18 protein-coding genes and 7 tRNA genes are annotated in these 23644 nt (G+C 44.9%); 13 read left to right on the top strand and 12 right to left on the bottom strand.

The features are described from left to right. Positions 1 to 143: 143 nt before the first annotated feature. The 3 genes from VIG27_RS03170 to VIG27_RS03160 form a co-directional block, all read right to left on the bottom strand. Complete coding sequence (locus tag VIG27_RS03170; RefSeq protein WP_394525140.1) at positions 144 to 2423, bottom strand: hydratase; 2280 nt, start codon at positions 2421 to 2423, stop codon at positions 144 to 146. 68 nt (positions 2424 to 2491) lie between these two features. Beyond that, on the bottom strand, positions 2492 to 3859 hold the full coding sequence (locus VIG27_RS03165) for a CitMHS family transporter (RefSeq protein ID WP_394525139.1): 1368 nt from the start codon (positions 3857 to 3859) through the stop codon (positions 2492 to 2494). Between the two features lie 28 nt (positions 3860 to 3887). Further along, positions 3888 to 5030, bottom strand: a complete 1143-nt coding sequence (locus tag VIG27_RS03160) for a 2-methylaconitate cis-trans isomerase PrpF family protein (protein WP_394525138.1) — start codon at positions 5028 to 5030, stop codon at positions 3888 to 3890. 497 nt (positions 5031 to 5527) lie between these two features. Here VIG27_RS03160 and VIG27_RS03155 point away from each other — a divergent pair, with 497 nt between their 5' ends. Both VIG27_RS03155 and VIG27_RS03150 read left to right on the top strand, forming a co-directional pair. Next, on the top strand, positions 5528 to 5701 hold the full coding sequence (locus VIG27_RS03155; protein WP_394525137.1) for a hypothetical protein: 174 nt from the start codon (positions 5528 to 5530) through the stop codon (positions 5699 to 5701). A gap of 13 nt (positions 5702 to 5714) precedes the next feature. Then, on the top strand, positions 5715 to 5960 hold the full coding sequence (locus VIG27_RS03150; protein ID WP_394525136.1) for a spore coat protein: 246 nt from the start codon (positions 5715 to 5717) through the stop codon (positions 5958 to 5960). Positions 5961 to 6010: 50 nt separating this feature from the next. On the opposite strand, the gene VIG27_RS03145 is transcribed toward VIG27_RS03150, so the two are convergent. Further along, the gene (locus tag VIG27_RS03145) at positions 6011 to 7462 is read right to left on the bottom strand and encodes a 4Fe-4S dicluster domain-containing protein (RefSeq protein WP_394525135.1); all 1452 of its coding nucleotides are present in this window, start codon (positions 7460 to 7462) and stop codon (positions 6011 to 6013) included. 317 nt (positions 7463 to 7779) lie between these two features. Continuing rightward, positions 7780 to 8610 (bottom strand): purine-nucleoside phosphorylase, encoded by an 831-nt coding sequence (locus tag VIG27_RS03140; protein ID WP_394525134.1) that lies wholly within the window; start codon positions 8608 to 8610, stop codon positions 7780 to 7782. A gap of 190 nt (positions 8611 to 8800) precedes the next feature. On the opposite strand from VIG27_RS03140, the gene VIG27_RS03135 reads away from it, so the two are divergent. The 3 genes from VIG27_RS03135 to VIG27_RS03125 are packed head-to-tail and all read left to right on the top strand — an operon-like array spanning position 8801 to position 11218. After that, entirely contained in the window at positions 8801 to 9838 is a 1038-nt protein-coding gene (locus VIG27_RS03135; protein WP_394525133.1) for an ABC transporter substrate-binding protein, read from the top strand. A 27-nt stretch (positions 9839 to 9865) separates the two neighbouring features. Continuing rightward, a complete protein-coding gene (locus tag VIG27_RS03130; RefSeq protein ID WP_394525132.1) occupies positions 9866 to 10636 on the top strand; it encodes an ABC transporter permease in 771 nt (256 codons plus the stop codon). 3 nt (positions 10637 to 10639) lie between these two features. After that, on the top strand, positions 10640 to 11218 hold the full coding sequence (locus VIG27_RS03125; RefSeq protein ID WP_394525130.1) for an ATP-binding cassette domain-containing protein: 579 nt from the start codon (positions 10640 to 10642) through the stop codon (positions 11216 to 11218). A 48-nt stretch (positions 11219 to 11266) separates the two neighbouring features. Here the strand turns inward: VIG27_RS03125 and VIG27_RS03120 are convergent, their stop codons facing one another. Continuing rightward, positions 11267 to 11977, bottom strand: a complete 711-nt coding sequence (locus VIG27_RS03120; RefSeq protein ID WP_394525127.1) for a hypothetical protein — start codon at positions 11975 to 11977, stop codon at positions 11267 to 11269. A 536-nt stretch (positions 11978 to 12513) separates the two neighbouring features. On the opposite strand from VIG27_RS03120, the gene VIG27_RS03115 reads away from it, so the two are divergent. The 8 genes from VIG27_RS03115 to VIG27_RS03080 all read left to right on the top strand — a co-directional run bounded on the left by VIG27_RS03115 (position 12514) and on the right by VIG27_RS03080 (position 13755). Beyond that, positions 12514 to 12588, top strand: a tRNA-Pro gene (locus VIG27_RS03115). Between the two features lie 43 nt (positions 12589 to 12631). Continuing rightward, a tRNA-Gly gene (locus VIG27_RS03110) sits at positions 12632 to 12702 on the top strand. A 3-nt stretch (positions 12703 to 12705) separates the two neighbouring features. Further along, positions 12706 to 12779, top strand: a tRNA-Arg gene (locus tag VIG27_RS03105). Positions 12780 to 12811: 32 nt separating this feature from the next. Next, positions 12812 to 12887, top strand: a tRNA-His gene (locus VIG27_RS03100). A gap of 39 nt (positions 12888 to 12926) precedes the next feature. Further along, positions 12927 to 12998 (top strand) — tRNA-Gln (locus VIG27_RS03095). Positions 12999 to 13001: 3 nt separating this feature from the next. Then, positions 13002 to 13074, top strand: a tRNA-Lys gene (locus VIG27_RS03090). A 142-nt stretch (positions 13075 to 13216) separates the two neighbouring features. After that, positions 13217 to 13296, top strand: a tRNA-Leu gene (locus VIG27_RS03085). Positions 13297 to 13572: 276 nt separating this feature from the next. Next, a complete protein-coding gene (locus VIG27_RS03080; RefSeq protein ID WP_394525125.1) occupies positions 13573 to 13755 on the top strand; it encodes a hypothetical protein in 183 nt (60 codons plus the stop codon). Between the two features lie 32 nt (positions 13756 to 13787). Here the strand turns inward: VIG27_RS03080 and VIG27_RS03075 are convergent, their stop codons facing one another. The 6 genes from VIG27_RS03075 to VIG27_RS03050 all read right to left on the bottom strand — a co-directional run bounded on the left by VIG27_RS03075 (position 13788) and on the right by VIG27_RS03050 (position 23641). Beyond that, entirely contained in the window at positions 13788 to 15464 is a 1677-nt protein-coding gene (locus VIG27_RS03075; RefSeq protein ID WP_394525124.1) for a S8 family peptidase, read from the bottom strand. Positions 15465 to 16081: 617 nt separating this feature from the next. Beyond that, positions 16082 to 17650, bottom strand: coding sequence for an extracellular solute-binding protein (locus VIG27_RS03070; RefSeq protein ID WP_394525122.1), 1569 nt, complete (start codon positions 17648 to 17650; stop codon positions 16082 to 16084). A 44-nt stretch (positions 17651 to 17694) separates the two neighbouring features. Next, positions 17695 to 18561: a carbohydrate ABC transporter permease gene (locus VIG27_RS03065; RefSeq protein WP_394525119.1), complete on the bottom strand. Its 867-nt coding sequence runs from the start codon at positions 18559 to 18561 to the stop codon at positions 17695 to 17697. Continuing rightward, on the bottom strand, positions 18561 to 19496 hold the full coding sequence (locus VIG27_RS03060) for an ABC transporter permease (protein WP_394525116.1): 936 nt from the start codon (positions 19494 to 19496) through the stop codon (positions 18561 to 18563). The genes VIG27_RS03065 and VIG27_RS03060 overlap by 1 nt, the downstream gene beginning before the upstream one ends. 20 nt (positions 19497 to 19516) lie before the next feature. Next, on the bottom strand, positions 19517 to 20059 hold the full coding sequence (locus tag VIG27_RS03055; protein ID WP_394525113.1) for an HAD family hydrolase: 543 nt from the start codon (positions 20057 to 20059) through the stop codon (positions 19517 to 19519). Positions 20060 to 20485: 426 nt separating this feature from the next. Next, positions 20486 to 23641: an alpha-mannosidase gene (locus VIG27_RS03050; RefSeq protein ID WP_394525112.1), complete on the bottom strand. Its 3156-nt coding sequence runs from the start codon at positions 23639 to 23641 to the stop codon at positions 20486 to 20488. Between the last annotated feature and the right edge of the window lie 3 nt (positions 23642 to 23644).

Below are 23644 nucleotides of genomic sequence, written 5' to 3'. Positions count from 1 at the left end.
TGCAGTCGATGTCCATACTCATCTATTGACACAGACAGACATATCCGGCGTTTTCTTCTTCCTCACGGAAGAAAAAGACCGGAAACCCCAAATCAATGGGGTTTCCAGTCTTTCCTTTAACACTTCAGCTATTTCGTTGTCTTTCATTCCTTATTCCGATTGTAATTGATCAAAGATCCTGAACGTATGATTTCTATTTCATTATCGGTCAAGCCTTCCCAATACAAGTGGATCTCTTTTGGGGTGTCTCCAAGAACATATCCAGTTATCTCCTGTTTGCCTGCACAAATTGCTTCCTTGATTCCAGGTATAAAGATAAAATCATCTACTTCAAAGTTCGGTTCTTCTTTCATCTGAAATGGCAGCATTCCCCAGTTGACCACATTGGAACGGTAACGCTTGGTGGCATATTCCTTACAGATATTTGCCAATCCTCCTAATACTCTCTGGCAGCTGGCGGCCTGTTCACGGGCTGAACCGTCCCCTGGCTTTGTACAATAGATGACACTGCCGATTTCTATGGATGCAGGCTCATTAATGCCCGGACAGATGGATTCAATCTTTTTATAAATATCAGCGAGTTCAGAAGGCACTTCCCCTTTTTCATTTCTGTTCTTTTCTAAAACAGCCACATTTTTAGCTTTTCCAACATATTCCGGATCTCTTCTTGATAACGTAAACTCCGCTAATCCCAGTGGGTTGGAACGGTAAGAAGCGGTTTCACCGGAAGGAATCAACTCGTCCGTAGTGGTAACGTCATCAAGAATTTTTGAACAAACACGAAGCAATACGTGTTCTCCCAATGCGCTCATCTCCGGCCAATCCTTGATATTAGGTCCATATGCCAGTTCCTCCTCTTTCTGAGGTTGCGCAAAGCCCTGATAAACTCGTTTCTGATAAGCAGAATCATCATAATTGTAATCGTATACCGGATAATCATCCACAACATCGGTTGCGGGAGTAAGAAAACCGTTGTTTACGGTGGTTGCTGCAATGGAACGGGCATCCATCAGCGCTACGGAAGTCATCTGTCCGTTGCCCGGCTTTGAGCCATCCCGGTTAATAAAGTTTCTTGTGGTATGACGGATGCTCAGTCCATTGTTTGCCGGAGTGTCTCCTGCGCCAAAGCAGGGACCGCAGAAAGCAGTTTTCACAACCACGCCTGCTGCCATTAAGGTAGAAACGATGCCTTTCTTCGCCAGCTCCATATATACCGGAACCGAAGAGGGATAAACCGAAAGGCTGTAATCCATATCAATATCATTGCCACCGGACAGTATGTCAGCCGCCTCCACAATATTATTATAATTTCCTCCGGCACATCCGGCGATCACTCCCTGCTGCACCTTCAAGCGGTTATTCTGGATTTTATCTGTCAGCTTAAAATCAATATTCGGATTGTTAATCAGTCTTTTTGCATCCTCTTCCACTTCGTGAAGGATATCGAACAGATTCTCATTTAAGGCTTTGATGGAGTAAACATTGCTTGGATGGAACGGCAGTGCGATCATGGATTCCACCTTGCTCAAGTCCACATAGACTGCGCCATCATAGTAAGCCACCTGGTCTGGCTGAAGCTGTTTGTAATCTCCGCCTCTTCCATGAATGGTCAGGAACTCTTTTGTATCCTCATCGGTCTGCCAGATAGAGGTCAAACATGCGGTTTCCGTTGTCATTACGTCAATTCCATTACGGAAATCAGTGGAAAGGTTTTTGATACCGGGGCCAACGAATTCCATTACTTTATTTTTCACATAACCGTTTTTGAATACCTGTCCGATAATGGCCAGCGCAATATCCTGAGGTCCGATTCCCGGCTTTGGTTTTCCATCTAAATAAACAGCTACCACCTTTGGGTATTGGATATCATACGTGTCACCTAAAATCTGCTTAACCAGCTCGCCGCCGCCTTCACCGATGGCCATGGTACCTAATGCACCATATCTGGTATGGCTGTCAGAACCAATGATCATTTTTTCACAGCCGGCGATTGCCTCCCGCATGAACTGATGAATAACAGCAACATGAGGCGGTACAAAAATTCCGCCATATTTTTTTGCAGCGGATAATCCGAATACGTGATCATCTTCGTTGATCGTTCCCCCTACTGCACACAGGGAATTGTGGCAATTGGTCAAAACATAGGGGATCGGGAACTCCTTCATACCGGAGGCCTTTGCTGTCTGAATAATGCCCACGTAAGTCAGATCGTGTGAAGTCATGGCATCAAACTTTATTTGCAGTTCCTTCATGGAGTCTGATTTGTTATGCTTTTTCAGTATGCTGTAGGTGATGGTCCCCTCTTTTGCCTGCTCCTTATCAATCGGTTCCTTGCTGTAGGTTTCTGTCTCTGCGATCGTTTCTTCGGGGATAAGTTCCTTACCGCCCACAAGATATACGCCTTTATTGAATAATTTTATCATATTAGTCCTCCTTGTGTTTTCAATAGAAAACCCGCATGTTGATATAATTTAAAATTGATAACAAAGAATTAACGTAAAAATGGCACCGGAATCACTCCAATTGCGACCGCAATAAATAATTGGATAAAGTAACTGGGAATTCCCCATTTTAAATATTCTTTTTGATAGTCCACGAAGCTTACTTCCGTACGGTCTACCAGGACATACAGGAACGCAACCAGCGGGCTGGCAAAACGAACGGCCTGTCCCATTAAAGATGCAACACCGATATCTACCGGAGTTGCGCCAAAGCTATATGCGATCGGTGCAATAACAGGCAGAATTCCGAAGTAAAAGGCATCGTTTGGAAGGAAAAACAAACCTGGTAATGAGATCAGTGCCAGCAATAACGGAATATATCCACCCATGCTTTGGGGCAGCAGTGATACGATCTGCTGTGCCATGGCTGCACTGATGCCGCTTCCATTTAAGATTCCCATGATGACTCCGGCACCAAAAACCAGGCTGACCGGTCCTAATGCTTCCGCACCATTGGCCGTAAGTCTCTTTGCCTGAAGATTTGGATCTTTAAAGTTGACGATGACTGCAATTGCAGTACCAATCAGGAATAAGATTCCCCCATTGATAACATCAAGAATCAATAAAACCATAATTAATACGGTCAATGCAAAGTTGAACAGCAATAATTTGGGTGCTTTTAAGCCTTCCGGATCTGCATTTATGGAAGCAATAATATTTTCCAGATCCTTGTCATTCACAATACTGGAGCCGGAAATGTATCCCAAACGTGCCCGCTCTTTCTTGCCATAAGAGTATGCCATATAAATGGTTAAAAAAATCGCTCCAATCATTCCGGGAATCACCGGAACAAAGAATTCCTTCGGACCTATGTTTAAAACCGGCATGGCTCTTGCCATGGGCCCGCTCCAGGGAACAAGATTCATAATAGAGTTTGGAATCGCAATCAAAACTGCCAGATACAACTGCTTCATCTTCATCTTTTTGAACAGGGATAATACCGCTGCAGTTACAATAAGAACGGTTGTGGTTCCGTCGCCATCCAATGACACGACCATGGAAATTGCAGCAGTGGCAAAACAAAGTCTGAGCGGATCACCCTTTGCCCATTTAATCAATATTTTGCTAAGTGGATCAAACAGTCCAACATCCAGCATAATTGAGAAATATAAAATGGCAAACAGTAAAAGTGTGATGGTAGGTGCAACACCGGACTTCACTTTTCCGCCGGCAAACTGATAATAAAGACCTTGATAAATCCAGTCAAAAACGTCTAAAAACGATACATGCTGATAGGCAGCTACGATAAACCCAAACGCCAATGGAACCAGGATCAAGCCTGCAAACGGAGAAATCACTTTTCTCAAAAGTAAGATCATAAACACGATGATCATTAAATACCCTAATAAAGCCAACATAAGAATTTACACTCCTCGAATTAGTATTTTAAACAAAATATACGGTACCGGTTAAAATTTTGCGTGCAGTACGGAACGACGTAACTGATTGCACCTCTATATTTTCTTCATCTAACGCTTTATACTCAATGCTGCCCCCAATAATCCCGCTGCTATGACCTAAGTCAAATGTGTTTTTCTGGCTTTCACCCGCTTGTTTTTTCACAAGACGGTTGGGGATTGTATCAGGTATGGCACATGCCGCAAACGTGCACAGGGCGCCGGTAAGTGCAATACTCTTATGGGCTTTCTGCATGCTCATCATTCTCACAGACAAGTCATAATCAGATTCTTTGACCAGTTCTCCCTCAACGGTATAATAATCCTTTGGCGGAGCAACCAAGGTCAGTTTGGGAACTCCCGGTGATTCTGTGGAGCTTTTTTCCAAATCACGGATCAATCCCATCTTCATGGCAGCCATTCCTCTTATGCGTTCCAGCTGATCCAATAATTCCTTATTTGAGTCGATGTCGCTCACTTTTTCGTATCCGGTCAGTCCAAGCGTTCTGGCATCCACGTAAACCAACGGATTACTTGCGTCAACAATGGACACTTCCACCTGGCCAACTCCGTCTACCTGCAAAAGATCAGTCTTATTACCGGTAGGAAGCAGCTTTCCGGTCAAGGAACCAGCAGGATTTAAAAACTTTAAATCTATTTTTAAACCTTTTCCAGGAACACCGGCAATTTTATAATCCTCGGTGTACACAAGCTCACCATTGGGCGTTGGAATTCTTTCTTCAATGACCTTTTTTGTATTTGTATTGTAAATTTTAACAACGGTCACCGGATCTTTGATCTCCACCAGTTTGTTTTCAATCGCAAAAATCCCCACCGCAGAAGAAATATTACCGCAATTGCCCGCATACGATACAACCGGTTTATCCACCGATACCTGGGCAAATGTATAGTTTACATCCCATGGGTTTTCCGTCTCTTTGGAGATAATGGCTACTTTGCTGGTTGTAGATACCGCTCCCCCCAATCCGTCAATCTGATGGAGATCAGGGCTGCCCATCACTTTAAGCAACACATGATCCAAGTCATCTGACAGACTTTTTAAATCTTCCTCCAGAAGGAATACACCCTTGCTGGTTCCACCACGATAAATACTACATTTTAATTCCTTCAACTCTCCTCGCTCCTTATTTAAAAAATTTTCACAGTTGTTTAATAATTCAAACAATGCATCGAATAAAAATAAGAGACAGCTATCGTTTCCTTATTTCTTTCCTGGATTTTCGCACTCTTGCGGTACAATAAACCGGTTATTTTCTAATACTGTACTGCATTGGTAAATAAAAATTCATCGTAAAACAAAATTCCAATCGTATACTTGGATACCTGTATACAATTGGAAGGAAAAAATAAAAAGCTTTCGCTCTCTCTGATGACATTATATTACAACATTCGACCTATTGCAATAGTTTACACAAAATAATTGTACAAATATCCGTAATGTTATGCACATTGCATACAACCATTTGAAACATTCAGCAAAACAGATCATTTTCCCCCACTTTAGGGAGTTTTTAATAGGAATAAAATTCAAAATGATAAAAGATTTGATAAGAAAATGAATGGTTTGGATAAAATTCTCCATACTAACTAACGTTGGAGGTGATAAAAATGAGCCCAAAGGAATTAATCTATATCGAAGACGCTCTCGGACATGAGAAATTTTTAAAAACACAATTTCAGGATGCCGCACAGAATCTGCAGGACCCGGAATTAAAAGCATGCGTACAGGAATTAACGCAAAAACACCAGCAGCTTTTTGACAGCTTCTATAATTTAGTGTAAGGAGGAACCGCAAATGGATGACAAATGTATAATGGAAAACCTGCTTAACACCACCAAGGGAGTGTGTGACCTGTATATGCACGGTACCATTGAATCCCCTACCATGAACGTACATCAGACGTTTGATACCGCTTTAAAAGACAGTCTGTGTATGCAGGAGGACATTTACAAGAAAATGTCCGCAAAGGGTTGGTATACCACGGAACAGGCAGAGCAGCAGAAAATAACCAAAGTAAAAAATCAGTTTTCCGGAATGTAAGAAAAAAAGCTATGAGCTTTCCCAAACGGGATCAGCCCATAGCTTTTCTCTTAATGTCTGTGCATAGGAACCGTCTCAAGACCCTGGTTCTTTAAATTCTCATGAACTTCTCTGGCATCTGCCTGGCCGATCAGTAAATCACGTGCCTTCTTTGCCTCGTTTTCATTCTTATATCTGGCAGGGCCGCCGACACAGCCGCCCACACATACCATACCTTCAATAAAGTCTTCCTGCAGCTTACCTACCTTTAAAAGCATCAATGCTTTCTTACATTCCAAGGCACCGTTGCATTTCATGACCTTGATATCCGTATTCTCTTCGGTCTCTTTTAAACATTCCAACACGGCTGCAGTTACACCTCCGCCGTTTCCAAACCGTTTTCCAAAAACAGAAGCCTGCTGATATGTATTCTCTTCAGGTTCTAAATCTACACCCTTTGCCTGCATCATGGCATAAGCCTCTCCAACGGTCAGAACAAAATCCGCATTGCCCTTCACATTCGGGTCCAGGTTTTCACTCTTCTTTGCGATACAAGGTCCGATAAATACGGTAACAGTCTCCGGGTCCTGTTCCTTTAACATTCTGGAAACCGCACACATCGGGGAAACCGTAGTGGACATATGATCAAGAAGCGTCGGATAATGCTGCTTGATCATGTTTACAAATGCCGGGCAGCAGGAAGTGGTCATCTTCTTTCCTTCTTTATAAGCCTCCGCCCATTCTGCGGCTTCGGCTGCGGCAGTTAAATCACCGCCTAAAGCGACCTCCACCATGTCTGCAAAGCCGATTTTCTTTAACGCTGTCTTCCAGCTTGCCATGGTAATATCCGGGCCGTACTGGCCTTCAATTGCCGGTGCCACCATAGCAACCACCTTTTTCCCTTCCTTGATCGAACGGATCACATCTGTAAGGAAGGTCTTGGTTCCAATCGCTCCGAACGGACAGCCAGTCACACAGGCTCCGCACTGGATGCATTTCTTCTCATCTATAACAACAATGCCGTTTTCATCCATCGTAATTGCATTGACCGGACAGCTCTTCTTACAAGGACGGGTCAAATCCGCAATCGCATTGTAAGGGCAGGCCTGGGAACATTTTCCACATTCCTTGCATTTATCCGGGTCAATGTGGGCACGGTCATGCCCCATGGTAATCGCACCAAAATTACAGGAATTCTGGCAGGCCTTTCCCATACAGAGCTGACAGTTATCCGTTACCACATAACGGGCGATGGGACAGCCTTCGCAGGCAGAACTGATGACCTGAACGATATTCTTCGTATCTTTCCCGCTGGGGCATAAGCCTTCTGCAAGGCGGACTCTCTCCCTGATAATCTCTCTCTCTCTGTAGATGCAGCACCTGAACTGGGCTTTGGGTCCCGGAATGATATGATAAGGGATTTCATTTTTTCCATCCTCGATTTTGTCCTCCCAGACAAGCTTTGCCACTTCAAGCAATACCTGATGCGTAATCCGATGCAATGTTGCGTCATTTGATGCCATAATTTTCCTCCTGTTACTTCCACCAATGTGGCCGTGTAAATATTCTATAAATTTAGTAATATGTAATTGTTACCTTTTCTCCCATTTTATCCCCTGGTTTTCACTTCCCCCCATCGAATCATTATCGCATATTGCAGTTATGTTATCAATAAATTTTTACCGATTAGGTGTATTTTTTGGGATACACCTTTTCCCTGCAATGCCTGTTTTCTTCCCGGGACTGCCACGCTTTCATTTGCCATGTTTTTTCCTTCCCGGTTCCTCAAAGGACTTTGTGCAGGGCATAAAAAGAACCGGCACATTGGCCGGTCCTCCTCTTATCTCTCACCTAGTTTTGTGACGGAAGCTGTTATCAGCTTTTTAAACAGCGATGCCACCCGGTCTGCCGTTTCCTGTACCTCTGCGTGGCTGAGGGGCTGGTCCGTAATCCCGCAGGCCATATTGGTAATGCAGGAAATACCGCATACCTTCATTCCCATATGATTGGCTGCAAGAGCCTCGCAGGCAGTGCTCATGCCCACTGCATCCGCTCCCAGGATCCGGCACATCTGTACTTCAGCCGGAGACTCGTAAGCCGGACCGGAAAGCTGCATATAAACACCCTCCCTCAAGTCCACGCCTTCTTCCTTTGCCGCTTCCTTAATAATTGCCCGAAGCTCCTTTCGGTAAATATCACTCATATCCGGGAATCTGGCACCCAGTTCTTCGATATTCTCTCCAATCAGCGGGGAGGGGACAAAACTTGCGATATGATCCTTTATCAGCATGAAATCTCCCGGCTTATATTCTTTGTTCACTCCGCCGGAGGCATTGGTCAGTAACAGTGTTTTGGCACCTAACAGCCCCATAAGTCTGGTGGGCAGCACAACATCGGTCATGGGATAACCTTCATAATAATGGACCCGTCCCTGCATGATGACAACCGGGACTTTATTTACATAACCGAAGATAAATCTGCCTTTATGACCGGCTACGGTCGATACGGGAAAGCCTTCAATATCTTTATAATCAATGGTCGCAGCCACTTCGATCTCCTCTGCGTATTCCCCAAGACCGGAGCCAAGAATTAGAGCTACTTCCGGAATAAAATCAGTTTTTTCCCTGACACTCTTGAAACAATTCTGTAATTTTTCATATACTTGATTCATATGGTTTTTCTCCCTTCACATTCCTGCCAAGTAAGCATGATACAGGTTATAATCAGTATAACACAAATCCCGCCAAATCTGCATCAACATTTTGACAAATGAGACTTTACGGTGATATACTGATCCTGTTGAAACCTCCTTTCCGGAGGATTTTATTCTTATAAACAGATACAAAAAAGGGAGGAAACTTATGAAAAAAGCAATATCCATACTAATGGCATTTACAATGGCTGCTGCAGTCCTGACCGGCTGTAACGCAAACAGTGCAAAAACCGCCCCGGATACCAAACCCACAGCAAAAACGGATTCATCCTCTGCGAAGGCAGATGACACCTATTCCTTAAAGGTCGGTTCCTTAAAAGGTCCCACCTCCATGGGACTGGTAGAATTGATGGACAAGTCTCAAAAGGGAAACGCCGAAGGCAGTTATGAATTTACCATGGTGACAGCAGCAGACGAACTTCTTGGAAAAATCGTGAGCGGCGATCTGGATGTGGCCCTGGTGCCTGCCAATATGGCTTCTATTCTCTATACAAAAACCAACCGGAACATAACCGTCCTTGACATCAACACCCTTGGGGTCCTCTACGGAATCTCCGGAGACGGCTCCATCAAATCCACGGCGGATTTAAAAGGAAAGACTGTTTACTTAACCGGAAAGGGAACCACTCCTGATTATGCTCTGCAGCATGTATTGAAGGCAAACGGCCTGACAACCGATGATGTGACTCTGGAATATAAATCCGAGGCAGCCGAAGTGGCTTCTGTCCTGAAAGAAAAACCGGAAGCTGTAGGTCTTTTGCCCCAGCCTTTTGTAACAGCTGCCCTGGCACAGAATGACAGCCTTAAAATCGTTCTTGATTTAACAAAGGAATGGGATGCTAAGGCAGGAGACGACGGCGGAAGTCTTGTCACAGGCGTTACCATCTGCCGGAACGAAGTGTTAAAGGACCATAAAGAAGCCGTTGATACTTTTATGGCAGAGCATAAAAAGTCTGTGGACTATGTCAATGCCAATGAAAAAGAAGCAGCAGCTCTGGTGGTATCTGCCGGAATTATTGAAAAAGCTCCCATTGCAGAAAAGGCCATTCCCTACTGCAGCATTACCTATGTGGATGGAGAGAAAATGAAATCTCTTTTAAGCGGATACTTAAACGTCCTTTTCGACATGGAACCGTCCTCCATCGGCGGCACCCTTCCGGAGGACAGCTTCTATTACATGCCCTAGTTCGTTTCTAACAGGAAGGAGACACCTATGAAAGCAGCCCTTCTCCGGTTGAAAAGGACCGGTATGATCCTCTTCTGGCTCCTGCTGTGGCAGGCGGTAAGCATGGTCTTATCCAACGGCATCCTCCTGGCAGGTCCTTTTAAAGTGGTCCGTGCTTTGTTTGCCCAGGCTCTCATGGCAGACTTTTGGAAAACCATCGCCTTTTCCTTTGGAAAAATCAGTCTGGGATTTCTTCTTGCTTTTGCCGCCGGAATCCTGACCGGAGGGGCTGCCTGCCGTTTCCCTCTGTTGGAAGACTTTTTGGAGCCGGTAATCACCATTTTAAAATCCGTTCCCGTTGCTTCTTTCATTATACTGGCACTGATCTGGATTGGGTCTGAGAACCTTTCTGTCTTCATCGCATTTCTGGTGGTATTTCCTATTATATATATCAATACCATGGCTGGAATAAAAAGTGCCGACCAAAACCTGCTTGAGATGGCAAAGGTTTTTTGCATGACGCCAGAGAAAAAGCTTCTTTTCATCTACCGCCCTGCCCTGCTTCCTTATCTCATCAGCGGCTGCCGGGTGGCTCTGGGCATGAGCTTTAAATCCGGCATCGCTGCGGAAGTCATCGGAGTTCCCAGCCATTCCATCGGAGAAAAGCTGTATATGGCAAAGATTTACTTGGGCACAGCGGATTTATTTGCCTGGACGCTGGTCATCATTGGCATCAGTGCTGTGTTTGAAGCTCTGTTTCTGAGGCTGCTGGCCATGGCTGCTCCGGGCTGTTTTCTCCAAAGAAGACAGGAGGACTGATACATGGAGGTCAATATCAGAAATTTATCCAAAGCTTTCGGGAATCTGAAGGTCCTCACCGGTGTAAATCTCACCCTTCGATCGGGAAACATCTACTGCCTGATGGGACCATCGGGATCGGGGAAAACCACATTTTTCCGAATCCTTCTGGGACTGGAAAACGCAGATTCCGGCCATACGGAGGGGATAACCGGCATAAAAACTGCCGCTGTCTTTCAGGAAAACTGCCTTTGTGAAGCGTTTACTCCTATCGACAACCTTACTATGGTAACTGCCGGGGCTTCCAAAGAGACCCGAAAGCTGGCAAAGCAAGCCCTTTTAAAGTTCCTGCCGGAGGAATCCTTATCCCGGCCCGTATCCACGTTAAGCGGAGGCATGAAGCGCCGGGTGGCCATCGCAAGAGCCTTATGGGTCCCATCGGAGATGATCATCATGGATGAACCATTTACCGGACTTGACGAAGATACCAAACGGATGGTGATCCGCCGCATCCTGGAATGCACCAAGGATAAGCTGGTCATCATAAGCACGCATCAGGAAGAGGATGCCGGACTCCTGAACGGAATCCTTATAAAACTGTAAAAAACAGCCGCTGCAACTTTGCAGCGGCTGTTCTTTACATAAACCCAGTTATTTCAGTTTTAATGTATCAAGGGCAGCTTCGACCTGGTCGACCACTGCATTGTCTTCCGATTCAATGGAACCTGCAGCGCTGATGTATTTCTTAGCCGCCGCGTCATAAGAACCGGAAATGGTATAATACCGGATGCCATCCTTTGGATTTGTATAACGGATTGCATAACGGAATGTCTGGCTTCCATTTGCCCCGTTCTTTACCTCGTAACGGACAAATTCCATATCATCTCCCCGGCTCACCAGATTTTTGTACTCCTCCATGCTTTCAGGATAAACCTCACGTGCTCCGTCCGCATCTTCCCCTTCCACATAGGTAACCTCCAAAATGTCTTTGCCGTTTGGAGAGGTAAATGCTGCGTTGCTCTCATCTCCGTCTTCATCCACACTCCAGCCAGACGGAGGGGTAATCTGGTATTTACCGGATTTGGAGGTAAATACACCAGAGGTAATGCTTCCGGCATCACCGGCTGTTTTCTGCACATAAGCGGTTGTCTCTTCGCTTTCTGCCTCCTCGGTCTCTCCGCTTTCAGATGCTGCTTCAGACGTTTTTTCAGCCTCTGCCTTTGATTCTGTTGTTGCTGCAGTAGCCGCTGCTTCTTTGGATGATTCCTGCTGCTTTGTATTATCTTTTGCTCCACAGGCGGTAGCTGCGATCATAACGGTCATAGCTGCAGCAATTACTGCCAACAAATTTTTTCTTCTCATAATAATCACTCCTTTTATACAATTTCATTTCTGGTGACGAGGTGAATTATACCATGCGGGACTACAAATGTATAGCGGATTAAAGGAACTGAAAGAAACCCAAAGAATTCTTAATAAATTTACCAGGCTCTGCTTGTACATTTTAGAAAAAAAGACGAAAAAACAGGGTTTTTGGTCACAAAAAGCAAATCTTCCTATTATTTTAATTATTTCTTATAATTCCTTTCGAATCTTTATGAAATGTTTATGGCCTGGTCAAACTTCCGACACATTTTCCAGATATACTAATAAATGTAAAGGAACCCCACCCTTTTAATATTGACTTTTTATTTTTCATACTCAGCCGGCAGGAACATCGAATTTGTTTCTGCCGGCTCCTCCCATTTCAGGGGCAAAATCCAAAAAAATCCCGTAAATACAAGACAAAAAATGAATTTGAAATTTTTTCTAAAATATTGTTGACAAAACCATAGCCATCATATATAATAACTCTTGCGTTGCGAAAAAGCAAAGAAACAAAAGACGCGAAATACCTTCGGGGTGTGGCTCAGCTTGGCTAGAGCGCCTGGTTTGGGACCAGGAGGTCGCAGGTTCGAATCCTGTCACCCCGACTGAGATAAAACTGAGATAGACAAGTTTTTCTCGATTGCCTTTGCGGGTGTAGTTCAATGGTAGAACACTAGCCTTCCAAGCTAGATACGTGGGTTCGATTCCCATCACCCGCTTTTGAGTCTGTAGCTCAGTTGGATAGAGCAACGGCCTTCTAAGCCGTGGGTCGGGGGTTCGAATCCCTTCAGGCTCGTTTCACATCATTAACCAAAGATGTGGAATTATGGTGGGTATGGCGAAGTTGGTTATCGCGCCAGATTGTGGCTCTGGAGGCCCAGGGTTCGAATCCCTGTACTCACCTTTCCCTTTTAGGGAATTTTTTTTTATCAAGACGTTTTCATGGGCTATCGCCAAGCGGTAAGGCACAGGACTTTGACTCCTGCATTCGTTGGTTCAAATCCAACTAGCCCAGTATGGGATACTAGCTCAGGTGGTAGAGCACTTGACTTTTAATCAAGTTGTCCGGGGTTCGAATCCCCGGTGTCTCATGTTTGTTGTAGAAGGAGCGGATTCTGACCATAGAATCCGCTTTTTTATTCCCTGCCTTCTCTCCCATCTTGTCCGGATCAGATTTCCCCTCATAATTGTTGACAATTTCTTCTTCCGATGGTATTATCTATATTGTTGTCAGCGGGTATGGCGGAATTGGCAGACGCGCCAGATTTAGGTTCTGGTGGGAGACCGTGCAGGTTCAAGTCCTGTTACCCGCATAATCAATAATTGGTAAGAACACCGGGATTTCTTGTAGATACAAGAATTGCCGGTGTTTTTTACTTTTAAAAAACCAGCTTCCTCCCTCACTCCATTTAAATAGGAAGAAATTCATAACGATTCCAGCCGGTCTTTCTTATTTCTTTCGCTGTCAGTGCATGTTCGGAGGGCAAACACTCAATAGCAGTACTTCATAGAAAATGGAAATATTTTCATGTATTTTTTGATACAGTACGGCTTTACAATCGTTATATAATTTTCTGGGAGGTGATAATTTGAAGCATCGAGAAAAAAAATGTGAAAAACATTGGGCTGATGAATTTGACCAGTTGGAATCTGCCAGCAGGGAAATTCAGCCCCCGCCTGCTCCCCCCGGAGAATTCGACAGCATCCTGGCTGAGATGAAGCGGCGGGGAATCAAACCACGAATCCGGAAAGAGCTGAAGCACAGCAAGTAAGTGCCTGCCGCAAGTCTCAGACCGCTCTGGCGTCACAGGTCCAGCAGCCGCCGGAATACCTCATCGTCATCGAGTATTCCATACCCCCATATTTGATTGGGGAACGTTTCATCCTGTGTCCGCTTTGCTTCTCTGACGAGCAGACGGTTGACCTGGTTTCCTGTAACAGCAGTATAATTTCCCTTGCTGTAAGCCCATTCCATGACCATGGCAGCAACTCCCGCAGTATGAGCGGCGGCGGCCCCTGTTCCGGTGATAGTCCCGTAACGGTTCTCTGGAATGGCACAGGGAATCCGGTAGCCAGGTGCGCTGATATCCGGTTTTACCTGCCCCAGTCTGGTATAGCCCCTGCCTGATTCGGGGAGAATCTCTCCGTTTTGCTGATTATACGCAGCAACAGTCAAAGGGTTTGTGGCATCGCCCTGGGCGGTAATGGTCGTATTCGGATCGGAGTCAGGAAAAAATGTTTCGTTTGAAATCAAATTGCCGGATGGAAGCCAGCAATGGAAGGAAAACGGTTCATCGCTGACACTTCCGATCCGAAAATACCAGGTTCCAGGGGCTGCATTCTGAAACCGCAGCAAAATCAGCTGTTCTCCGGTTTCTTCTTCAAAAAATATATTATTGATCCAGACTTCCGTCCTTACGGTTTGAAAGGTGAGCTTTTGGCAGCTTCCATTTATGGAGGGGTCCATTACCTGAGAGGATTCAAACGTGGGAGCTGTGATCTCAATAAAAAGTCTGGAAGGTATGTATGGCCAGATTTCCATAAAGAACTTTCGGTCATTGGTCCCTACCGTGAGCTGGAAGCTGTTGTAAAACGGTCCTGTCTCGGTGTTGTTGTAATAATGCCGCCGACTGTTGGCCTCATTTCCCGCAGATACCACCACACTGGTCTTTGGTAATTCCACCAGATAGTCCAGATACATACTGGAAGGTCCCTTTCCATCATGACCTCCCTGACTGCTTCCGACTGCCAGGCAAATGACCAGCGGACGGTTCAGCCTTTGAGCCACACCAACCACATAGCGTATGCCCAGTATGATATCAGATTCCTGAAAACATAAGGCATCTTCCGGAACTGAAAACAATGTTTTCAGATTCCGTTTTGCTTCTTTTAACTTTACTACTACCATATCTGCTTCCGGAGTCACACCAGCAAAGCCGATCTCTTCGTTTGGACGCCCTGCGATGATGCTGGCAATGGCCGTTCCATGGCCTACCTCATCCACCGTAGGAACCATGGCGAGAGGATCATCGGATATCAGGGCAAAATTAAGAAGCTCCCTGGTATATTCTGCGCCAAAGGTGAAGCCTCTGGGAGGCGTACCGCCAAACTTCGTCTGATCCCAAATAGAAATGATCCTGGTGGTGCTGTCATTATACATAAAGGCAGGATGCTGATAGTCGATACCAGTATCCACGATGCCGATAATCACTCCTCTTCCACCCAATCCCATCTCCGGCACTTCCTGAGCTGCTTTCATATGGGGGATATTCCCGCAGATCGTCGATTCCAAAGTATATAAGGCCGGAAACATATGATAAGGATATTCTCCCAGATCGCAAGGTTCCATGGAATCCTTCCGTAAATGCAGCAAAGAATTTATTTCGTTCAGCGGTGTAATGTTATCCCCCGTATTATAAGTTGGTACAACCGCATTGCTGATGATCAGGTCATAATATCCATCGTCCAGTATCTTTTCCATGTAACTGCCTCCTGCCGGTTTCAAATGGAGCATATGGTATAGTTTATGCACCTGTATTTCTGTTATGAGCAGAAGATTTAAAGAAATTAATATAATATAATGGCAATATAAAGCAAACATGCATATTCATGTTTTATACTCTTAAATAAGCTTTATTAACAAAAACTTTTGACAAAACAACAAAAATTCACTTATTTTACTTTACTTAAACATTTTCTTGCGTTATAATTTATATAACTCTTCTTAGGAGTGCCGTATTTCCCCAATCCTACGGTACTCCATTTTTTATATTTTTTCAATATAATCCATTTTACGTCATTCTCAGATGGTTTTCCCAAAAATCAACGGGTATTTCTACCGCATAATTCTGTCTTTTTAAAACATTTCTGTTTGTTTTAAAAACTAAGCCTTCACAAACTCTTCACATTTTCATCAAAATAAAAACACAATTGTCCTTTATATTGAAATCTGTAAACAGGCCGGAAAGACCTTTTATATAGACTTTTTTTCATACTCAGCCGGCAGGCATACTCCTGCCGGCTTCCTCCATTTCACTTCCTCCATTTCATGAATTGCAAATTTCCCCATTCCTCTGCTATAATAAAATATTTAAAACCTCACTTTTTCATACTGTCATAATGTTCTGCTCTCGCGTCAAGAATCTTCTGCAGCCCTGCATTTACAAGGTTGTTATACTCTGCCTCCTGGAAACGGTCAAACTCATCGGGAGAACAGCTGATTAATTGATAGACATATTCAATCATCATTTTCTCAACATTCAGTCCGTAATCGGCCTCTGCCTGTGAAATATAGGAATCTACCGGGTAACGGAACTTTCCTTCTGCACGTATATCGTAGAAGTTGGAGAACCACTCCGGGTCTGCCCAGTCCACCGACTGATCTTTATACCACTTGGATACAATGGCATCTTTGCTCCTGGTCCAGTCCATAGACAGATTTACAAGGTTCAAGTCATCACAGGTTCCGGGATAACCCCTGGAAGCAAGTTCTTCACTGGACAATTTGATGGGAACCCCATTTTCATCCCGCTTGTGTTCGGCAGTGTATACAATATTCTCTGCCACCTGGGGGTCCGCCTGCCAGTTTAAATATTTCATACAGGCTTCCACTTTCTTTTCGCTTGTCTTGGGAACCATAAGAAACATACCGTATCTTTGCTCAAAAGGAGTGCGGTAAGAGCCATCGGACAGTTCAAAACACTGGACCGGGACAAAGGTGTTTTTTGCGCCTAGTGTCTGATTCATAATGGTGATATAATCCCATGGACGCTCCGAATCATCTAGGAAAAATCCCACATCGCCTGCTGATATCTTTGCTTTGTAGATATCCTCATTGGTATCCGTAGCAAAATCCTTTGTAATAAGACCTTTGTAATAAAACTCATTTAATTTTTTAATGCCCTCGACTGCTCCCGGGGCAACAGCCATATAGGCATCGCTGTAAACGTAAGCCTCCCGATCCTCTTTCAGATCAACATAGGAGCCAACAAAGTTTAAATAGCCTTTTTCAGTATCATTGCGGCCGCTCATTGCCCAGGGAATCACCTCGCTTACGCCGCCTGGATTTTTATCCTTTACCGCCTGCAGATAAGTTTCTAATTCTTTCTTGGTCTTTGGCATCTGCATTCCCAGCTTTTCCAGCCAATCCTTGCGGATATAAGCAGTATGTTTGGGCGCTTCCACCCCTCTTTGCTTTACAATTCCAAACTGCTTCCCTTCAATCTGCCCCATCTTCTGTACATCTGACACGTATTTTTTTATGTCTGGTCCATAGGCTTCATATGCCTGTGTTAAATCTGCCAGACCCCCATTTTTGGCAAAGTTATAAAAAATACTCTGATTGTAGGTAAATACAATATCCGGTGCACTTCCGCCGGACATCATAATATTCAGTTTATCATCCGACGAAGCCCTTGGAACAGATATATATTCCACATTGATGTTATACTTTTCCTTCATCTGTTTCCTTATCCACTCTGTCTGGGTGTTTTTCTCAACCGTTGTACCAGGAGCCGCATCACCTCTGTCCCAGACCATAACTTTAATGGTTCCCTCACCGTCTGCCGCGGTGGCACCAGCCGTTTCTTTGCCCAAACTGCAGCCGGTTATTAACGCTGCTGCGGTAAGGACCGCCATCCCGCATTTCAAAAATTTCACTTTTTTCATGCAATCTTCTCCTTTACTATTTCCTTCTTATCCAACTAAAATAATCAGCCTTTTACTGCACCAAGCATAATCCCTTTTGTAAAATATTTCTGAATAAACGGATAGGTAATAACCATTGGTGTCATAGAGATAACAATGCTTGCAGACTTGATATTATCCGCCACAAGCTGAGATGTGATTCCTTCTTCCTGGGATATCTTTACCGATTCAATGAGCTGTTTTAAAACCATCTGTACCGTGTAAAGACTGGAAGAATTCACATAATAGAGAACATCACTTAACCGGTTCCACCTGCCTACCGCATAGAACAGGGCAAGGGTGGCCAGGGTAGGATAAACCAGAGGCAGCGCCACTTTAAATAAGGTCTGGAACTCATTGCAGCCATCAATTTTGGCCGCCTCATAAAGAGAGGAATCAATTCCTTTGAAAGCAGTGCACAGGATAATCATGTTATAGGCACTCAATGCCTCCGGTATGATCAGGGCCCAGAATGTATCAATCATCTTAAAATCCTTTACATTCAAATACTTGGGAATGATCCCAGGGTCCAGATACATGGTCAGTACAAAAAGTGTCATGAGAAATACACCGCCCTTTAAATTCCGTTTGGAAAGGGGATAGGCCGCAAGAACGGTCATAATGATACTGACCACCGTGGAGCCAAGCATTAAAAATATGGAATAAATGAATGCGAAGAGAAAGCTTCCGCTTAGAAATGCCCTTTCATACGCTTCTGTCGTAAACTGAACCGGAGAAAGGAATACCTTTCCCGCCAGAATTGCATCCTTGGAGCTGAAGGACATGGACACCACCCGGATAATGGGAACCAACGCTGCAATACTGATTACGATAAAAAATGTGTTCCAGAATAGCTGAAATCTTCGGTCTGCTTTGCTCTTTAATCCATTCATTACATGATTCCCTCCTCTCCCATCTTTTTGGAAATCTGATTCACAGACAAGATCAGGATGATTCCGACTATGGACTGGAATAAGCCAACTGCAGTAGCAAAGTCAAACCGGCCGGCCTGAAGCCCCACATGATACACATAAGTACTGATAACATCGGAAACACTTTTTACAAGGGTATTGCCCATCATGTAAGGGCGGTCAAAATCAATGGAAACGATCTTGCCAAGCTGCATGATCAGCATAATGGAAATGGTGGGCCGGATTTGAGGAAGGGTTACGTGGGCAATCCTCTGCAATCTGGTGGCACCGTCAATGTAAGCAGCTTCGCCAAGAGACGGGTCTGCAGCGGTCAGTGCGGCCAGATAAATAATCAGGGAATAACCGGCAGACTGCCAGATTCCAGAGATCCAGTAGACAAATCTCCAGATCAATGGATCGCTGAGAAAATTCACTTCGGAAAGCCCTGTCTTACGGATCAAATCGTTGACAAGGCCGCTGGTGGAAAACAACTGGGTAATGATTCCTGCAATGATGACCCAGGATAGAAAGTTGGGCAGATACAGAATGGTCTGCGTGGCCTTTCTTATGCACTTGTTGCGGATTTCAAAGAGAAATACGGCAATCAGTACCGGTACCGGAAATCCCAGAATCAAATCACCGGCATTTAAAATCAGGGTATTTCCCAAAGCACTCCAAAAATCTTTGGAACCAAATGCTTCTTTAAAATTTGCCAGTCCCACCCAGGGACTGTTCCAGATCCCCGCAAACACGTTGAATTTTTTAAAGGCTATGATGCCTCCGATCATTGGCTTATAACGAAACAAAAGCATATAGACTATGGGAATCAGCAGCATCAAATACAGCTGCCAGGAATTGCGTATGTACATCTTAAACGGCATCCTTTGTACCTTTGTCTTACTCTTTCTACGTTTCATAATCGTGCACCCCCTCTTATTTATTCAATCCAGTGCTTGTTCAGTTGTTCCTCCAGACGGTTGGCCAGAGCCAGAAGCTCTCTTGGCTCGTGAATGATATAGTCCGCCTTTTGTGAGTCATCAGACGGTGTCATATCATAACGGGGCGACCAGTCTAAAAGTATGGAGGTGATCCCGAAACGGTTGGCTCCTGCAACATCCTTTCTTATATTATTGCCAATCATCACCACCCGCTTCTTATCCTTTTCTGTGAGATGGTTCTGATCCATGGCATCCTGAAACATCCGCCCGGAAGGCTTCTGGACCCCAACGGTTTCAGAAATGGTCCTGGTATGAAAGCAATACCCAAGTCCATTCTCCTTATAAACGTTTTCAAAGGACTGTTCCTTCCCATCTGCCACCATTGCTATGGTATATCCGGCATCATAAAGGGCCTTTAAAGTCTCTCCGGCACCTGGAATCAGTTTTGCATGGATTACAATTCCTTTTTCATTGCGAATTTCAGTACTTTCGTCGATAATTGTGTCACCGCTGTCCGTAAAAATAATTAATCTTTTTTTCATTCTGCCGGCTCCATATGAATTTTTATGAGTTATTCCTTAAAACTTTTAAGGATATTATAATATTTTATGCAGATTTTCTTGAATGTGTAATTTGTATTATCGTGAAAATATGCAATGAAGAACCACTTCCATTGAAAAAAGCTGGAGAAAGAGAGATCACAAAGCGTTTCAAACATGTGATGTTTCAATTTCTCCAGCTATATGCAGATTTGTTTTTTCCGTTCCTCAGACAAGACCATTATATTCCATATGGAGAGAGGTGACTATGCAATCGTTGCAAAATCCAGGACAAGATTTTTCATTTCTTGCAGATTGTTCGGCTTTTTAGGTGTTTCCCCGTGGATTCATGGACCGTCCAGGAACACACAGGCGTCTCCCTCCAGTCCCCCATTGGCGTTGTCAGGTGGTTTACTTTTAATCTTCCAATTATCTTCGTCCCTGTCTTTTTAATTTTATGGTTTTTATTTCATAAGGTTTCAGTGTAATTACAAGCGTTCCATTTTTGTGCGAAAGGGGTTCTTTTTCTTCCTCCAGACAGTTACATTCCACATATGCGGCTGCTCCGGTTTCTGCAAATGTCACATGAGTTTTCGTCCGTTTCCCATAGGTTTCATACATGCGGACAATGATCCCGTCTCCGTCTTCCGCATATTTTACCGTGTCTGCCAGTACATTTTCCTCTTCAATGGAGAGGAAGGAATAGGAAACCGGCTTATTTCCTGTGACAGCGGCTGCCTGCAGCGGGCAGTTTAAATCATAGGCTTCCCGCACAACACCACCCGAACGGAAATCTCCTTTGTGAGGATACAGGGAATAGGTAAAGGTATGCTCTCCCTGATCTGCATCCGGATTGGGGAAAATTCCTGATTTTAACAGGGTCAGACGGATTACGGAATCATGGATGTCATAGCCGTACTTGCAGTCATTTAAAAGTGCGGCTCCGTATCCCGGTTCGGAGATGTCCGCCCATTTGTGAGCACATACTTCAAATCTGGCCTGATCCCAGGTGGTATTCTCATGGGTGGGACGGCTTACATTGCCGAACTGGATGTCGTAATTGGCCTCCTTGCAATGAATATCCAGGGGAAATGCTGCCTTTAACAGCATCTGATGCTCGTTCCAGTTGATTTTAGTCTTAAAATCAATTCTTGCTGTGTGCTTATAAAAACAGAGCTTTTGCTCCACTTCGGAATCCATAAACCGCTTTTTTATGAGGATAGAGCCTCTCACCGGTCCATTCTCCAAAAGACGTGCTTCTGTCACCTGGTCGATCTGCCATCCCTTTTCCCGGTAGGACGCGTCAATGTTCCAGGCATTATACTCCAAAGGCCGGTCCTCGTATACCAGAAGTTCGTTGCCTTTTGTGCCAGCCTTTAACAGATTTCGTTCTTCCATCCGGTCATAAAGTCTGGTCAGTGTTCCATCCGGGCCAAATTCCACTTCATAATAGGGAGTCATCAGCCGGACCGGTCTTTGGTCACCATCCGCTTCATATTCTAAAAATACCGCTGACGGATCACCACTGAAGACAGCATTGCCCTCTTGAAACACCTGATATCCCTTAGAAGGCACCTGTTCTGCCAGATAAAGGACTCTGCCTTCTGCCGTCTCCTGAGACAAAAGACCAGGATTTTTCACCGGATGGTCAAGTTCTACAATCCCGGTTCTTGGAAAACTTACGGTATTCCACACGGCAAGCCCATTCCCTCCTTCTTCCGTCCGTTTACAGCCGGCAGCCAAAAGCAGGCGGTCCATACGGCAGTCGATGATCTCACGGTCTGACCGTATGATTTGCTGGTATTGGATTTCCGAATCCTCATACACTTCTTTGATAGCGGAGCCGGGAAGTATATCGTGGAACTGGTTTAAAAGCAGAAGTTTCCAGTTCTTCTCCAATGCTTCCGACGGATACTCTGAGCCGTCTGTAAGGAGCAGATCCAGAACGGAGTAAAATTCAGCGTCCCCGTTTAAGAATTCGCAGGTGCGGTTGTATTTTTTATTCTTTGCCATGGAGGTATAAGTGCCCCGATGGGTTTCTAAATATAATTCTCCATCCCAGACGGGAAGCCGCTTCTGATCCAAATTTTCCTCCAGAATGTGGAAAAACTCTTTTACAAAGGTCTGTTTGGTCTTGGGGGCGCGGGCTACACTCCGTTCCAGACGGCGGCTCTGCTCCAGCATTTCTTCGGTCGGGCCGCCGCCGCCGTCTCCATAACCGTAACAGGTCAGCACTTCTTTGCTCACATCCTTGTTTAAGAATCTCTGCCAGGTTCCCATGATCTGTTTGGCGTCCTGTCTTCCATTGTACGTGGTGCTGAAATTCTTTTCCGGCTCATTCTTTTTTAAGTAATCCCTGGTGCTGATTAAGTAAGTGAGCACTTCACTCCCGTCGATCCCTCTCCAGCGGAACACATCATTTGGAAACTGGTTGAATTCGTTCCAGCCAAGCTTGGTGGTCATGAAATACGGCAGTCCGGACTGCTTCATGATCTGCGGAATGGCGGCGCTGTAACCAAAGACGTCGGGCAGCCACAGTACTTCGTTGGCCTGTCCTCCCAGCTCTTTTTCAAAGAATCTTCTTCCATAGAGGATATGGCGGACCAGGGATTCCCCGGAGGCCAGGTTACAGTCCGGTTCCAGCCACATGGCTCCTTCTGTCTCCCAGCGGCCTTCTCGGATTTTTTCCCTGATCTCTTCAAGCAGCTCCGGAGCTTCCTCTTTCACAAACTCGTAAAGCTGAGGCTGACTGGACATGAATTTATATTCCGGATAACGTTTCATCAAATTCAAGACGGTGCGAAAACTTCTGACGGCCTTCTGTCTGGTCTGCTTTAACGGCCACTTCCAAGCCACATCAATGTGGGTATGGCCAATGCTGTGGACGGTCACCGGATGTTCCGGCCGGTTCTTATAGTAGTGCTCCAAAAGCCAGTCATCCGCCTCCCTGACGGATAAACGGAATGCTTCGGAACCGGGGCGTCTAAAATCCACCAGCTCAAGCGCCTCATTCAATGTCTGAAAGGTGTCGATCCGTTCCAGATCGTCCTCTTCCAAAAGATCGGCTGCCTCAAAGGGAACCACGAAATCGTAATAAAATTCCGCAACGTCCTTCCGATAGGCTCCCATCTCCAGATGAAAGAAATTGGTAAGCCCGGAACTGTTTGAATATGCGTAGAATGCCAGTTCAAAATGCTCTCCTCCTTTTGCTTCTTCCGTCAGGATAAAATCCTGATGATTCATATCCATGGTGCCGGAAAGCCTGCCGTCCAGATAAACCATGACCTGGGGATTGTCGGTATTCCAGATATCCGTAGCTCCCGTATTTAATATGGCCCTTACCTGGGTACCTTTAAAATCATCAGGAATGGTAACACGTGCCATAAACCAGAAATGGCGGTCGGTTCCGCCCCAGGTCTCATCCGTTCCATAGGCTGACCATTCGAGAGTACTGCTGTCAAACTGTTCCCCGAATTCATAATTCCCCTGATTTACCATCACCGGTTCCACACGGGTCAAGCCGCAATAGCACAGCTCTTTCAGGGAATCTGCTGCTGCCTTTAATCGGTTTCTAATAGGATTCATATA

The organism is Lacrimispora sinapis (assembly GCF_043633585.1).
In the GTDB taxonomy this organism is placed as follows: Bacteria; Bacillota; Clostridia; order Lachnospirales; family Lachnospiraceae; genus Lacrimispora; species Lacrimispora sinapis.
Note: the sequence above shows the minus strand (reverse complement) of the source record. Positions and strands in the feature narration are given on the sequence as shown.